This is a genomic window from Achromobacter sp. GbtcB20 (assembly GCF_019091095.1).
In the GTDB taxonomy this organism is placed as follows: Bacteria; Pseudomonadota; Gammaproteobacteria; order Burkholderiales; family Burkholderiaceae_B; genus Achromobacter; species Achromobacter mucicolens.
Genome location: NZ_JAGXJZ010000008.1, coordinates 1 through 15,035, shown reverse-complemented (window position 1 = coordinate 15,035; position 15,035 = coordinate 1). Strand labels below are relative to the sequence as shown.

Below are 15,035 nucleotides of genomic sequence, written 5' to 3'. Positions count from 1 at the left end.
TGAGGAAGACAAACCATGTCAGCGCTGACCGGACTCAAAGTCCTGGAACTCGGCACGCTTATCGCCGGCCCGTTCGCCGCGCGCATCTTCGGCGAATTCGGCGCCGACGTCATCAAGGTGGAAACCCCGCACGGGCCTGACGGCACGGGCGGCGGCGATCCCATCCGCAGCTGGCGCCATCTGCACGAGGGCAATTCCTTGTGGTGGACGGTGCAGGCCCGCAACAAGCAATCCATCGCGCTCAACCTGAAAGACCCCCGCGCCCAGGAGATCGCCCGCAAGCTGGCACTGGACGCCGATGTGGTGGTCGAAAACTACCGCCCCGGCGTCCTGGAAAAGTGGGGGCTGGGCTACGAACAGCTACGGGCCATCAATCCCGCCCTCATCATGGTCCGGCTGTCCGGCTATGGGCAGACGGGCCCTATGAAGGATCAGCCCGGCTTTGGCGCCATCGGCGAATCGATGGGCGGCCTGCGCTACGTGTCCGGCCATCCGGACCGTCCGCCGCTGCGCGTGGGCATCTCCATCGGCGACTCCATCGCGGCGCTGCATGGCGTGATCGGCGCGATGATGGCGCTACGCCATCGCGACGCCACCGGCGGCCGCTGGAACGGAAAGACGGGCGATGAATGCCAGGCAGGGCAGGGCCAGATGGTTGACGTGGCCCTGTACGAAGCCGTGTTCAACATGATGGAAAGCCTGGTCCCCGAATACGACGTGGCCGGCGTGGTGCGCGAGCGCACGGGCGGCGCGCTGCCCGGCATCGTGCCGTCCAACACCTATACCACCCGCGACGGCCAGAACATCGTCATCGCCGGCAATGGCGACGCGATCTTTCATCGCCTGATGCGGGCCATCGGCCGCGAAGATCTAGCCGAGGATCCGGACCTGGTGCGCAACGATGGTCGCGCGCGGCGTGTCCAGGAGATCGACGGGGCCATCCAGCAATGGTGCGACGGACGCGGCATCGAATCGGCCCTTGAGGCGCTCAAGCGCGCCGACGTGCCGGTCGGCAAGATCTACAGCGTGGCCGATATGTTCAGCGACCCGCAGTTCCTTGCGCGCCGCATGATCGAGCAGCATCGCCTTGCCGACGGCAGCCCCGTCAAGCTGCCCGGCGTGGTTCCCAAGCTCTCGGAAACGCCCGGCCAGACGCGCTGGGTAGGCCCGAAATTAGGGGAACATACCGAGGAAGTCCTGAAATCGCTGGGGTATGATTCAGCGGCTATCGACGAGCTGGCGAAGACCGGCGCTATCGGAAAATCCGACAACCAGGAGACAAACCAATGACAGTCACCCGCCGTGAACTGCTCAAGATGGCCGGCGCTGCCGGCGTCATGGGCATGGCCCCTGCCATCGTGCGCGCGCAGAAACTCGAAAAGACCAAGGTGCAGATCGCAGTCGGCGGCAAGCCGCTGATCTACTACCTCCCGCTGACGATTGCCGAGGTGCGCGGCTACTTCAAGGACGAAGGGCTGGACGTCAGCATCGCCGACTTCGCCGGCGGCTCCAAGGCCTTGCAGGCCGTGGTGGGCGGCAGCGCCGACGTGGTCTCGGGCGCCTTCGAGCACACGCTGTCCATGCATTCCAAGGGCCAGGCCTATCGCGCCTTCGTGCTGCAAGGCCGCGCGCCGATGATCGGCGTGGGCGTGTCCAAGAAGAACATCCCAGGCTACAAGGGCCCGGCCGACCTGAAGGGCAAGAAGATCGGCGTGACCGCGCCGGGTTCGTCCACCAACATGGTCGTCAGCTTCTTCCTGGCCAAGCATGGCCTTAAGGCCTCGGACGTTTCCTTCATCGGCGTGGGCGCCGGCGCGGGTGCCGTGACCGCCGTTCGCAGCGGCCAGATCGACGCCATCTCCAACACGGACCCGGTGGTCTCGATGCTGGAAATGCCCGGCGAGATCCAGATCATCGTCGACACGCGCACGCTCAAGGACACGCAGGAAATTTTCGGCGGCAACATGCCGGCCGGTTGCCTGTACGCGCCGCAGGCGTTCATCGACGCCAACCCCAACACTGTCCAGGCGCTGACCAACGCAATCGTCCGCGCCGACAAGTGGATCCAGAAGGCCGGCCCCGACGAAATCGCCAAGGTCGTGCCGGAAACCTATCTGCTCGGCGATCCGGCCGTGTACAAGGCCGCGCTCGGCAAGAGCATGGAAGGCCTGTCGCCTGACGGCATGATTCCGGAAGATGGCGCGGCCACCGCGCTCAAGGCGCTGGCCGCCTATCAGACTGACTTCGACAGCGCGAAGGTCGATCCGTCGAAGGTATGGACCAACGATTTCGCGCGCCGCGCCAACGAGAAGTATGCCAATGGCTGAAGCTGCACTGTCGCTGGAAAACATAAGTTGCACCTTTGTCTCGCGTGACGACCGGTCGCAGCGCTACACCGCGGTCAGCGACACGACCCTGGCCATTGCGCCAGGTGAGTTCGTGTCCGTGGTGGGCCCGACCGGTTGCGGCAAGTCCACGCTGCTCAACGTCAGCGCCGGTTTGTTGGCGCCGTCGTCGGGGCAGGTGAAGGTATCCGGCCAGCCCCTTGTCGGCATCAACGAACGCGCCGGCTACATGTTCCAGGGCGAGGCGCTCTTGCCCTGGCGCAGCGCGCTGGACAACGTCATCGCCGGCCTGGAGTTCGCCGGCGTGGCCCGATCCGAAGCGCTGGATCGCGGACGTGAATGGATGCGCCGGGTCGGCCTGGGCGGCTTCGAGGGCCGTTACCCGCACCAGATGTCGGGCGGCATGCGCAAGCGCGCCATGCTGGCGCAGACGCTGATCCGCGACCCGGACATCATCCTCATGGACGAACCGTTCTCCGCGCTGGACATCCAGACGCGCCAGCTCATGGAGAACGAGGTCCTGGATCTGTGGATGGCCAAGCGCAAGGCGGTGCTGTTCATCACCCATGACCTGGACGAAGCCATCGCCATGAGCGATCGCGTGATCGTGCTGTCGGCCGGTCCGGGCACCCATCCCATCGGAGAATTTGCCATCGATCTGCCGCGTCCTCGCGATGTGGCCGAAGTGCGCATCGACCCGCGTTTCGTCGAGCTGCATGCCGCCATCTGGGGTGTGCTGCGCGAGGAAGTGCTCAAGGGCTATGCCCAACAGAAGCGAGCCTGAACCATGCCCAAACTGAATAAATCCGGTTCCGGCAGCCTGCGCATCTGGCAATTGCTGCTTCTCGTCATCATCCTGGCCGTCTGGCATTTCGCGTCGCGCGATCCCAAGGTCGCCTTCTTCTTTGGCGAGCCGCTGAAGGTCTGGGGGCGGATCTGGGCGTGGTTCGTCACCAATGCCGATATCTACACCCACTTGGCCGTCACGCTGACCGAGACCGTGCTGGCGTTTTTCATCGGCACGATCGCCGGTCTGGGCTTTGGTCTGTGGCTGGGGCTGTCGCCGCGCGCCAGTGCCATCCTCGACCCGTACATCAAGGCGGCCAACTCGATGCCGCGCGTCATCCTGGCACCCATTTTCGGCATGTGGTTCGGCTTGGGCATCTGGTCCAAGGTGGCGTTGGCCGTGACGCTGGTGTTCTTCATCGTGTTCTTCAACGTCTACCAGGGCGTGCGCGAAGTCAGCCCCACCTTGCTGGACAACGCCCGCATGCTGGGCGCGCGCAAGCGCCAGTTGCTGCGCCATGTGTATCTGCCGTCGGCCACGAGCTGGGTGTTCTCCAGCCTGCATACGTCGGTGGGGCTTGCTTTCGTGGGCGCGGTCGTGGGCGAATACCTCGGGTCGGCAAGCGGCGTGGGCTACCTGATCCTGCAGGCCGAGGGCACGTTCGACGTGAACACCGTGTTTGCCGGCATCATCGTGCTGACGGCCTTTGCACTGATCCTGGACACCATCGTCGGGGTCGGCGAAAAGCGCCTGATGAAGTGGCAGCCCAAATCGGGCGAAACCGAAAAGCTATAGATGCCTTGCCGGTGCGCTGCCGGGCTCAGGCCCGCAGCGCACCCTGGCTGCGCAGCCAGCCGGTCAGGCTGTCGAACGCGTCACGGGCGCCTTGCAGCGCTTGCGCCTCGCGGTCCCGCGCGCCAGCCTCGCTGTCCAGATACAGCAAGAACGCCTTCCACAGCGGTCCCACCTCTTCTTCATAGCCGCGCAGGTACCGCTGGGGCAGGTCGGGCGCCGCCGCCTGCAGCCGCTTGGCCAGGAACCGGCCGCCCAACTGCGAACCTTCCACAACGTACGCGACGCCCAATGCGTAGGCGTCGGGCGCTGCCACCTGCGGGGGATGCGCGCAATGAACGATGGGCGCGGTATCGCCGGCCGCCTGCAGGTCTTCGTACAGCCAGGTGGTCTTGCCGGCGCGTTCCGGCGCACGCAGTTCCCGCGGCCAATCCAGTTGCCAGAGCCGCTCTTCCAACGGTTCCAGCCATCCCAGAAGCGCACGCAGGTAAGCCAGATAGTTGCCCCGGTCCACATCGCCGTCGGCCAGCGCCAGGCCGTGATCCAGCGTTTCGTGACGGTCGCGGGTGCCTTCGCGCAGCACCTGGTGGACGGGAGAAATCATGGCGTTCTTGTAGTGAAGGGTCTTGACGAGACGAGTCTCGATGGAATCGGTTAAGCGGGCAGATGCAGCGACCAGCAGCGGTCCTGGCGTTCCAGCCGCCAGCCCGCCGCCGTCGCAAGCAGCTCGACTTCCTGGGCGTCGAACGCGGGCGGCCGTTCGGAGGCCGCTTCGCCCTCGGGGACGCGGGCGCGCCAGACGCCGGGTTCGGAGGCATCCAGTTCAAGGTGGGTGTCGGCCGGCACCAGCGGCAACAGGCACAACAACCACGCCAGCACCAGGTAACGGGTGCTGAACAGCGGCACGTCGGCGTGGGCGACTTGCTCCGGCCAGCGAATGCCGTGGTGCGACAACAGCAGGTGCGAAAACATCAGCTTGCGGCAGTCCTGCAGCAGGTCGCCGCACGCCACGTTGGCGCCGCCGTCGCTCAGCCATCCTTCCAGGTCGCGCACCACGTTCACGCTTTCGTCGAGCATGTCGGAAAGATCGCCGGCGAGGCGTTCGCAGCGTTGTTGCACGGCTTCGTCGCTGGCGCCTTCAGGGGCCTGGCGCAGCATGGCGGCCGCGAGAGAGGCGCTGGACAGCGGGCCCAGGACTTCGTGGCGCAGCACCGGAAAGATCTGGCTGAGCACCTTGAGCTGCACGCCCTTCACGGCCAGTCGGCCAAGGGTGTCGGATTGCATCATGGAAGAACCGTCAGTTGGCCTCGTGCAGAATGGCCAGGAGCGCGTCGGGGTCCGCCGGCTTTTCGATCCATCCGGTGAAGATGCCATTGATGGCATCGCGTCGTTCGTGCCGCGCCAGGCCGCTCAGCGCGTAGATGCGCGGCGGATTGGCGCGTTCGCGCAGGCGCTTGGCGAGCTCGTAGCCGTCCATGTCGGGCAGCAGGATATCCAGCAGCACGGCATCCGGCGCAAACGTGCCGACCAGCTCCAGGGCTTCGGCGCCGGTGGCGGCGCACCGCGTCTCCAGGTTCGAAAGCGCCAGGAACTCGGCCAGCAGTTCCGATCCCATTTCGTTGTCGTCCACCAGCAGGACGCGCATGGCGCGCACTTCGTTCAAGTTATGTCTCCCAGGTTCAAGAGGGGGTTGATTCCGGCAAGGCGCGGGGCAACGAGACTGTGAAGATCACGAGTCCGTCGCGGCATTGGACCGAGATGTCGCCGCCGTGGTCGCGCACGACCTGCTCGGCGATGTACAGGCCGAGGCCGAGGCCGGTGCGGTTGCGCGACTGGCCCACGGACTCCGGCTTGAAGGGTGAGAACAGATGCGCAAGCACGTCATCGGCGATCGGTTCGCCATGGTTGATGACGCTGAGCGTGACGCCGTCGCCGGACGCCGACACGTTCACCACAATGGGCTGACGCGGCGCGCCGTGCTGGCGCGCGTTGCTCATCAGGTTGGTCACCACCTGCGCGATGCGGTCGGTATCGGCCATGAGCGTCAGGCCGTCCGGCACGTCGGTTTCGATACGCAGGCCAGGGTAGGCCTGGCGCTTTTCCTCGATGAGGCCGTTGACCAATGCCGACAGGTCGCACAGCCGCTTTTCGATGCCCAATCCCAGCCCGCCCTGCAGGCGCGACAGGTCCAGCACCTGCGAAATCAGGCGCTGCATCCGGCCGCTGGAATAGCGGATGCGCTCGCCCATGCGCGCCCCGGTATCGGTGCGCGACAAGAGCGTTGCGGCCATGGAGATCGATTGCAGCGGATCGCGCAGATCGTGGCCCAGCATGGCCAGCAGCGCGGTGCGGGCGCGGTCGACGTCGGCGGCGCGGCTGGTCGAAATGTGTGAGAGCTCGTCGCGCAGATTGTCCACGGCTTCCAGCTCGGAGGGCAGCCAGGGCAGACAGACCCCGCGTACGACTTCGCGCCACGCCTCGAACGAACCGCGCGGAGTCAGGCGCGGGCCGAGGCTGCCGACGGCGTATTGCTTTTCCGGCTTGCCGCCCCATACAAGGGTCTCGATCTGTTCCTTGCGCAGCCAGATCAGCCAGCCATTGTTCATGGGGTCGAACTTGCAGGCAAGCAGCCCCGCGTACGGGACGATTTCGGTCTGCAATTCAGGGAAATCGCGCGCGATGTTGGTGGTGTGCACCACGCGCTGCCCGCTCTGGTCCAGCGCGTTCAGAATGCCCGCCAGTTCGCCGCGCGGCGCAATGCCGCCAAACACGGTGACGCTGTTGCTCCAGAGGCAAAGCGCGGCGTCGTTCGGGACCAGCGAGGCGGGCGTTTCGCCGCCCTGCGACAGCGCCTGATGCACGTTTTCAGAGGCCGACACGCGCTCGACCAGCTTGCTGACCAGCGCGGCGTTCTGGCGGGATTGTTCAGCCCGCTCGTTCGCCTCGATGCCAGACACGGTGGCGGCAACGACCTGCGCCATGGCTTCGCACGCCAGGCGGGCAGGGTACGGCAAGGCCCGCGGCGTGTGGTGGTGGCACGCGATCATGGCCCACAGGCGGCCGCCGATCACCAGCGACAGGCTCATCGACGCCCGCACGCCCATGTTCGCCATGTATTCCAGATGGATGGGCGACACGCTGCGCAAGACCGAAAAGCTCATGTCCAGCGCGCGCGGCTCCGGCGACGGGCCGCTCAGCACGCGCACGGGGTGGTAGGTCGCGTCGGCGATCAGGCGCAGGGTGTTTACCGTATAGAGCCGGCGCGCCTGCGCCGGGATGTCGCCGGCGGGGTAGCGGCGGCCCACCCAGTCGTCCAGGTCGGCGCGGCGCTGTTCGGCCACGATCTCGCCGCTGTCGTCGGGATGGAAGCGATACGCCATCACCCGGTCAAAGCCCGTGGCGCGCTGCACTTCGCGCACCATGCCGTCCAGAAGCGAGGGAATGTCGCGCTGCCGGCGCACGCGCTCGATGCTGCGATAGATGCGCTCGGGGGCGGCAATGCCAACGCCGTCGGCGCGGCGCTCGAGTTCGACGATGGTCAGTCCATCGGTATTGCGATGGCCAATGACGTCATACGTGGCGCGATCCAGCGTGATGGTCAGCGGATCGAAAATGGGGTCAGGGTTGCCGATCCACGTGGACAGGCAGTATGCCAGGCCGGGCGGCAGCGCCTCGGGCGCGCAGGGCTGGTCCAGCGTCAGACACGTGTCGAGCAGCTGGGCGGCATTTTCGCTGGCGTAGCGCAGCGTGCCGTCCATGTCGAACGCGAGCAGCGCCCCCAGCGGCTGGATGGCGCCCGGTATATGTATCGGTTCGCTATCGCAATTGGCGAGAGTGAATTGGGGGTAGGATTCTGTGGGCGCATTCATGCGAGTGAGTAACCGTGGACGCGCGGAGGTAGTGCCATTATGTCAAAGATATTGTGAGAATGTGTGCATTTGCTGCCCTTAACCTTCCGGAGTTCGCATGGCCCGTTTGCCCTACGCTGATTTGACTCATCCCGAAGCACGGCCCCTCGTGGAACGTATCGTCGAGCAGCGGGGCAGTGTGCTGCATCTGTATCAGATGCTGCTGCACAGTCCCGCCGTGGCCGACGGCTGGCTGAACTACCTGACGTCGATCCGGCAGCTCAGCACGTTGCCGGGCGATCTGCGCGAGCTCGTCATCATGCGGGTGGCGGCCATCAACGGTGCGCCCTACGAGGCCGACCAGCATGCGCCGATCGCATTGAAGGAAGGCGTGTCCCAGGCGCAGCTCGATGCGCTGGATGCGTGGGAAACCTCGGGTCTGTTCAGCGAACGCGAACGGGCGGTGCTGGCCTACACGGACGCCATGACGCGTCACGTGCAGGTTCCCGAAGCGGTGTTCGACGCCGTCCGGGCGGCCATGGGGTCGGAAAAACTGGTGGTCGAGCTGACGGCGACAATCGCCGCATACAACATGGTATCGCGGTTCCTGGAAGCGCTGCAGGTGCACTCCCACGATCACCGGTAGGAAAGGAGCGCGCGGACGAACACCGCGCGCCACGCTGGCTCAGCCTCGCTGCGCGTCGATCAGGGCGTCCAGCTTGATGGCATCGGCCACAAACAGGCGGATCCCCTCGGACAGTTTTTCGCTGGCCATCGCGTCTTCATTGAGCAGGGTGCGGAACGTGACTTCATCCGCACCGATGCGTTCGATGCCGCCGCGCGCGTCGCCGGCGCGAAGCTGCGCCGGGGCGTCGCCCTCGGTGGAGGCCAGCTTGTTCAGCAGGTCCGGGCTGATCGTCAGCAGGTCGCAGCCGGACAAGGCAAGGATCTGCCCCACGTTGCGAAAGCTCGCGCCCATGATCTCCGTGGGAATCCCGAAGTGCTTGTAGTAGCGGTAGATATTGGTGACGGATTGAACGCCGGGGTCGCGTGCGCCGGTATTGTCCTCTTCGACCCACGACGCCCCGGCCGATTTCTTGTGCCAGTCGTAGATGCGGCCCACGAACGGGGAGATGAGCTGCACGTGCGCATCGGCGCAGGCGACGGCCTGGGGCAGCGAGAACAGCAGGGTCAGGTTGCAGCGGATGCCTTCGGACTGCAGGACGCGGGCGGCCTGGATGCCTTCCCAGGTGGAGGCAATCTTGATCAGCACACGCTCGCGCGGGATGCCGGCGGCCTCGTACAGGGCGATCAGGCCGCGGGCGCGTTCGATGGTGGCGCGGGTGTCGAACGACAGGCGGGCGTCCACTTCGGTGGACACGCGGCCCGGCACGATGTCCAGAATCGCGCGGCCGAAGGCGACCAGCAGGCGATCCATGAGCTCGGCGGTGGACGCGCCGCGGTGTTCGCGCGCGGTCTTTTCCAGCAGCGGACGGTAGGCGTCCTGCTGCACGGCCTTAAGAATCAGGGACGGGTTGGTGGTCGCGTCGGTGGGACGCAGCGCCTTCATGGCTTCGAAATCGCCGGTATCGGCGACAACGGTGGTGTGATCACGCAGGGCGTCAAGTTGGCTGGGCATGGACTTATACGACTCGCAGCAGGCTAGGGTTGAAGGTGCTGCTAGCGTATCACCGACGCCGTCACGCCGCTGTCCGCCGCAAGGCCGAGGGCGGTCATGGAATGCCGCCCAACGGCGCGGCAAAACAGCCGAAAACACCGATTTCGGCCTTATTTGGCGCGGTTCTCCGGGAAAAACGGCCGGTCAAGGTATAATCCGAAGGTTTGATTATCGATTCTAAAACCGGGGTTTACTGTGCTGCCGCAACTCTTTCCCGAGGGGATCAACCGCTTCCCTCCTGCAATTCTGGCTCTGGCGGACGGTACCATTTTTCGAGGCGTGTCGATCGGTGCGCCTGGCCATACCGTCGCCGAAGTGGTGTTCAACACCGCGATGACCGGGTACCAGGAAATTCTCACCGATCCCAGCTATAGCGGCCAGATCGTCACGCTGACCTATCCGCACATCGGCAACACCGGCGTCAACGCCGAAGACGTGGAATCCAATCGCGTCTATGCCGCCGGCCTGGTGGTACGCGACTGCCCCGCGCGCGTGTCGAACTTCCGTTCCACGCAATCCTTGCCTGACTACCTGAACGAGCAGGGCATCGTTGCCATTTCCGGCATCGACACCCGCAAGCTCACGCGCATCCTGCGCGAAAAGGGCGCCCAGGGCGCGTGCATCCTCGTGGGTTCCGACGCCGAGCGCGCCGTTGAACTCGCCCGCGGCTTTCCCGGCATGGCCGGCCAGGATCTGGCCAAGGTCGTGTCCATCAAGGAAAGCACCGGCTGGACGCAAGGCACCTGGCAGCTCGAAGGCGGATACACGTCGCCCGACCAGTCCAAGTTCCACGTGGTCGCCTACGACTACGGCGTGAAGAGCAACATCCTGCGCCTGCTGGCCGACCGCGGCTGCCGCATCACGCTGGTGCCCGCCCAGACCTCCGCCGAAGAGGTCTTCAAGCTCAATCCCGACGGCGTGTTCCTGTCCAACGGCCCCGGCGACCCCGAGCCCTGCGACTACGCCATCGAAGCCACGCGTGCCTTCCTGGACAAGAAGCTGCCCGTGTTCGGCATCTGCCTTGGCCACCAGATCATGGGCCTGGCGGTGGGCGGCAAGACCGTCAAGATGAAGACGGGCCATCACGGCGCCAACCACCCCGTGCAGGACCTGGCGTCCAAGCGCGTGTTCATCACCAGCCAGAACCACGGTTTCGGCGTCGACGCGGCCAGCCTGCCCGCCAACGCGCGCGTGACGCACGTGTCGCTGTTCGACGGCACGCTGCAAGGCTTCGAGCTCACCGACCGCCCGGCCTTCTGCTTCCAGGGTCACCCCGAAGCCAGCCCGGGTCCGCACGACATCCTCGAGCTGTTCGACAAGTTCATCAGCCTGATGTCCGGCCAAAAGTAAAGATTGCATCATGCCCAAGCGTACAGACCTAAAAAGCATTCTCATCATCGGCGCCGGCCCCATCATCATCGGGCAGGCCTGCGAATTCGACTACTCCGGCGCGCAAGCTTGCAAGGCGCTCAAGGCCGAGGGCTACCGCACCATCCTGGTGAACAGCAACCCGGCCACGATCATGACGGACCCGGAAACGGCCGACGTCACCTACATCGAGCCCATCACCTGGCAAGCCGTCGAAAAGATCATCGAGCGTGAAAAGCCCGATGCGCTCCTGCCCACGATGGGCGGCCAGACCGCGCTGAACTGCGCGCTGGACCTGGCCCACCACGGCGTGCTCAAGAAGCACAACGTCGAACTCATCGGCGCCAACGAACACGCAATCGAAAAGGCCGAAGACCGCCAGAAGTTCAAGCAGGCCATGACCGACATCGGCCTGGAATCGGCCAAGTCGGGCGTCGCCCACAGCATGGACGAGGCCTGGGAAGTGCAGCGCCGCATCGCGGCCGAAGTCGGCACCTCCGGCTTTCCCGCCGTCATTCGCCCCAGCTTCACGATGGGCGGCTCGGGCGGCGGTATCGCCTACAACGCCGAAGAATTCGAAACCATCTGCCGCCGCGGCCTGGAAGCCTCGCCCACCAGCGAACTCCTGATCGAAGAATCGCTGCTCGGCTGGAAGGAATTCGAGATGGAAGTGGTCCGCGACAAGGCGGACAACTGCATCATCGTCTGCTCCATCGAAAACCTGGATCCGATGGGCGTCCACACGGGCGACTCCATCACCGTCGCGCCGGCCCAGACGCTGACCGACAAGGAATACCAGATCATGCGTAACGCATCGATCGCGGTGTTGCGCGAGATCGGCGTGGATACGGGCGGCTCGAACGTGCAGTTCGCCGTCAATCCCAAGAACGGCCGCATGATCGTCATCGAGATGAACCCGCGCGTGTCGCGTTCGTCGGCGCTGGCCTCCAAGGCCACGGGTTTCCCTATCGCCAAGGTCGCCGCGCGCCTGGCCGTCGGCTACACGCTCGACGAGCTGCGCAACGAAATCACTGGCGGCGCAACGCCGGCTTCGTTCGAACCGACGATCGACTACGTGGTCACCAAGGTGCCGCGTTTCGCCTTCGAAAAATTCCCCACCGCCGACGCGCGCCTGACCACCCAGATGAAGTCCGTGGGTGAAGTCATGGCCATCGGCCGCACCTTCCAGGAATCGTTCCAGAAGGCGCTGCGTGGCCTGGAAGTGGGCGTCGACGGCCTGAACCAGAAGACCACGGACCGCGAAAAGCTGCAGGTCGAACTGGGCGAACCCGGTCCGGAACGCATCTGGTACGTGGGCGACGCCTTCGCGCAAGGTTTCACGCTGGACGAAGTGCACAACATCACGCACATCGACCCGTGGTTCCTTTCGCAGATCAAGGAAATCGTCGACATCGAGCTGGCGCTCGAGCAAAAGACGCTGGCCGACCTGGACTACGCCACGCTGTTCGAACTGAAGCGCCGCGGTTTCTCGGACCGCCGCCTCGCGTTCCTGCTGGACTCCTCGGAATCCGAAGTGCGCAAGCTGCGCCACCAGCTCAACGTGCGCCCGGTCTACAAGCGCGTCGACACCTGCGCCGCCGAATTCGCCACCCGCACCGCCTACATGTACTCCACGTACGAGGAAGAGTGCGAATCCGCGCCCACCGATCGCAAGAAGATCGTGGTGCTGGGCGGCGGCCCGAACCGGATCGGCCAGGGCATCGAGTTCGACTACTGCTGCGTGCATGCCGCGCTGGCGCTGCGCGATGACGGGTACGAGACCATCATGGTCAACTGCAACCCGGAAACCGTGTCCACCGACTACGACACCTCCGACCGTCTGTACTTCGAGCCGCTGACGCTGGAAGACGTGCTGGAAATCGTCCACAAGGAAAACCCTGTCGGCATGATCGTCCAGTATGGCGGCCAGACCCCGCTGAAGCTGGCGCGCGCCCTGGAAGCCAACGGCGTGCCCATCATCGGCACCAGCCCCGAATCCATCGACGTCGCCGAAGACCGCGAGCGCTTCCAGAAGCTGCTCAACAAGCTTGGCCTGCGTCAGCCGCCCAACCGCACCGCGCGCACCGAAGGCGAGGCCCTGGCCCACGCCGCCGAAATCGGCTATCCGCTCGTCGTGCGTCCCAGCTACGTGCTGGGCGGCCGCGCGATGGAAATCGTGCACGAGCAGCAGGACCTCGAGCGCTACATGCGCGAAGCCGTGAAGGTCAGCAATGACTCGCCCGTGCTGCTGGACCGCTTCCTGAACAACGCCACCGAAGTCGACGTGGACTGCCTGGCCGACGGCGAAACCGTCTTCATCGGCGGCGTCATGGAACACATCGAGCAGGCCGGCGTGCACTCGGGCGACTCGGCGTGCAGCCTGCCGCCGTACTCGCTGTCGGCGGAAGTCATCGCCGAGATCAAGCGCCAGACCACGATGATGGCCAAGGCCCTGAACGTCAGCGGCCTGATGAACGTGCAGTTCGCCATCCAGGGCGGTGACGTCTACGTGCTGGAAGTGAACCCGCGCGCCTCGCGTACGGTGCCTTACGTCTCCAAGGCCACGGGCCTGCAGCTTGCCAAGATCGCCGCGCGCGCCATGGCCGGCCAGACTCTCGCCGCGCAAGGCATCACGAAGGAAGTCGTGCCGCCTTACTTCTCGGTCAAGGAAGCCGTCTTCCCGTTCGTGAAGTTCCCGGGCGTGGACACCATCCTTGGACCGGAAATGAAGTCGACCGGCGAAGTGATGGGCGTGGGCATGAGCTTCGGCGAAGCCTTCGTGAAATCGCAGCTGGCAGCCAGCGTGCGTCTGCCGGAATCCGGCACGGTGTTCATCAGCGTGAAGAACCAGGACAAGCCCCGCGCCGTCGAAGTGGCGCGCGGCCTGCACACCCTGGGCTTCAAGCTGGTCGCCACGCGCGGCACGGCCGCCGAGATCGAAGCCGCCGGCATTCCGGTGCAAGTGGTGAACAAGGTCAACGAAGGCCGTCCGCACATCGTCGACATGGTCAAGAACGGCGAAATCTCGCTGGTCATCAACACCGTCGAAGAACGCCGCAACGCCATCGCCGACTCGCGCACCATCCGCACCCAGGCGCTGGCCGCCCGCGTGACCTTCTTCACGACCATCGCCGGCGCCCGCGCCGCGGTCGAAGGCATGCAGTATCTGCGCCAGGGCCTCGGCCTGCAGGTGTACCCGCTGCAAGAGCTTCACGCTTCCCTGCACGGCTAAGCCGGTAGTCAACGTTAGGGCACGCGAGAGCGTGCCCTAATTCTTTGCAACGCCAACACAGCGACGGGCACACATGGTCAACGTCTTCATCACCGGCGCCAGCAGCGGGCTGGGCCGCGCGCTGGCGCAGCAATACGCCGCATCGGGCGCCACGCTGGGCCTGCTGGGCCGGCGCGAGGACGCGCTGCAGGAACTGGCCGGCAGTCTGCCTGGCGCCCACCGCTGCTATGCCGTCGACGTGCGCGACCGCCAGGCGCTGCATGCCGCGGCGCTGGACTTCATCGCGTTCTGCCAGGGCAGGGTGGACGTGGTCATCGCCAGCGCGGGCATCAGTGCCGGCACGCTGACCGACCATGGCGAGGATTTCGACGTGTTCAAGGCCATCGTGGACACTAACCTGCTGGCCACGGTCTCCACCTTCGAGCCCTTCATCGGACCAATGCGCGCGGCGGGGGCGGGGCGGCTGGTCGGCATCGCCAGCGTGGCCGGTGTGCGCGGCCTGCCCGGGGCGGGCGCTTACAGCGCGTCCAAGTCGGCGGTGGCGACGTATTGCGAGAGCCTGCGGCTTGAACTGGCCGCCCAGGGCATTGGCGTGGTGACGATCGCGCCCGGCTACATCAAAACCGCCATGACGGCGCATAACCCGTACTCGATGCCCTTCCTGATGGAAGCCGACGCCTTCGCATCGCGCGCCCGCGCGGCAATCGACAAGGGCACGAGCTACACGGTGATTCCGTGGCAGATGGGTGTGGTGGCCAAGCTGATGCGCCTGCTCCCCAACGCCGTGTACGACAGGCTCGCCCGCAACGCCCCGCGCAAGCCGCGCAAGACGGCCTGACGCAAGCGGCGTTGTTCTCAGGTGTCTGACACCCTTGGAGCAGATGCGTCGGCTGTAGAGTGCTTCCGTGGGGTGTCAGACACCTTGTATCTTGGCCACTGTAGTGATTAGCTATCGCTACACGCGGACCGATGAGCGTGTTCAGAC

General features: G+C 65.3%; 13 protein-coding genes. 8 read left to right on the top strand and 5 right to left on the bottom strand.

What is annotated here, in order from left to right:
* Positions 1-15 precede the first annotated feature (15 nt).
* The 4 genes from KVT32_RS12520 to KVT32_RS12505 are packed head-to-tail and all read left to right on the top strand — an operon-like array spanning position 16 to position 3,927.
* Positions 16-1,290, top strand: coding sequence for a CaiB/BaiF CoA-transferase family protein (locus KVT32_RS12520; RefSeq protein ID WP_152385295.1), 1,275 nt, complete (start codon positions 16-18; stop codon positions 1,288-1,290).
* Positions 1,287-2,327, top strand: a complete 1,041-nt coding sequence (locus KVT32_RS12515) for an ABC transporter substrate-binding protein (RefSeq protein ID WP_056326796.1) — start codon at positions 1,287-1,289, stop codon at positions 2,325-2,327. The genes KVT32_RS12520 and KVT32_RS12515 overlap by 4 nt, the downstream gene beginning before the upstream one ends.
* Positions 2,320-3,129 (top strand): ABC transporter ATP-binding protein, encoded by an 810-nt coding sequence (locus KVT32_RS12510; protein ID WP_217618297.1) that lies wholly within the window; start codon positions 2,320-2,322, stop codon positions 3,127-3,129. Before KVT32_RS12515 ends, KVT32_RS12510 begins: the two co-directional genes overlap by 8 nt.
* A 3-nt stretch (positions 3,130-3,132) precedes the next feature.
* Complete coding sequence (locus KVT32_RS12505) at positions 3,133-3,927, top strand: ABC transporter permease (RefSeq protein WP_056326801.1); 795 nt, start codon at positions 3,133-3,135, stop codon at positions 3,925-3,927.
* Between the two features lie 25 nt (positions 3,928-3,952).
* Here KVT32_RS12505 and KVT32_RS12500 read toward each other — a convergent pair whose 3' ends face one another.
* The 4 genes from KVT32_RS12500 to KVT32_RS12485 are packed head-to-tail and all read right to left on the bottom strand — an operon-like array spanning position 3,953 to position 7,793.
* Entirely contained in the window at positions 3,953-4,528 is a 576-nt protein-coding gene (locus tag KVT32_RS12500; RefSeq protein ID WP_056326802.1) for a biliverdin-producing heme oxygenase, read from the bottom strand.
* 50 nt (positions 4,529-4,578) lie between these two features.
* Positions 4,579-5,211 (bottom strand): hypothetical protein, encoded by a 633-nt coding sequence (locus tag KVT32_RS12495; RefSeq protein ID WP_056326804.1) that lies wholly within the window; start codon positions 5,209-5,211, stop codon positions 4,579-4,581.
* 10 nt (positions 5,212-5,221) lie between these two features.
* Positions 5,222-5,578, bottom strand: a complete 357-nt coding sequence (locus KVT32_RS12490) for a response regulator (RefSeq protein WP_227741394.1) — start codon at positions 5,576-5,578, stop codon at positions 5,222-5,224.
* A gap of 25 nt (positions 5,579-5,603) precedes the next feature.
* Positions 5,604-7,793, bottom strand: a complete 2,190-nt coding sequence (locus KVT32_RS12485; RefSeq protein ID WP_217618296.1) for an ATP-binding protein — start codon at positions 7,791-7,793, stop codon at positions 5,604-5,606.
* Positions 7,794-7,890: 97 nt separating this feature from the next.
* Here KVT32_RS12485 and KVT32_RS12480 point away from each other — a divergent pair, with 97 nt between their 5' ends.
* A complete protein-coding gene (locus tag KVT32_RS12480) occupies positions 7,891-8,418 on the top strand; it encodes a carboxymuconolactone decarboxylase family protein (protein ID WP_152385290.1) in 528 nt (175 codons plus the stop codon).
* Between the two features lie 39 nt (positions 8,419-8,457).
* Here the strand turns inward: KVT32_RS12480 and tal are convergent, their stop codons facing one another.
* Complete coding sequence (gene tal, locus KVT32_RS12475; RefSeq protein WP_142053866.1) at positions 8,458-9,411, bottom strand: transaldolase; 954 nt, start codon at positions 9,409-9,411, stop codon at positions 8,458-8,460.
* A 234-nt stretch (positions 9,412-9,645) separates the two neighbouring features.
* Here tal and carA point away from each other — a divergent pair, with 234 nt between their 5' ends.
* From carA to KVT32_RS12460, 3 genes are all read left to right on the top strand, one after another.
* A complete protein-coding gene (gene carA, locus KVT32_RS12470) occupies positions 9,646-10,800 on the top strand; it encodes a glutamine-hydrolyzing carbamoyl-phosphate synthase small subunit (protein WP_062841732.1) in 1,155 nt (384 codons plus the stop codon).
* A 10-nt stretch (positions 10,801-10,810) separates the two neighbouring features.
* Entirely contained in the window at positions 10,811-14,050 is a 3,240-nt protein-coding gene (carB, locus tag KVT32_RS12465) for a carbamoyl-phosphate synthase large subunit (RefSeq protein WP_056326817.1), read from the top strand.
* A 73-nt stretch (positions 14,051-14,123) separates the two neighbouring features.
* Positions 14,124-14,888: an SDR family oxidoreductase gene (locus tag KVT32_RS12460; RefSeq protein WP_217618295.1), complete on the top strand. Its 765-nt coding sequence runs from the start codon at positions 14,124-14,126 to the stop codon at positions 14,886-14,888.
* Positions 14,889-15,035 lie beyond the last annotated feature (147 nt).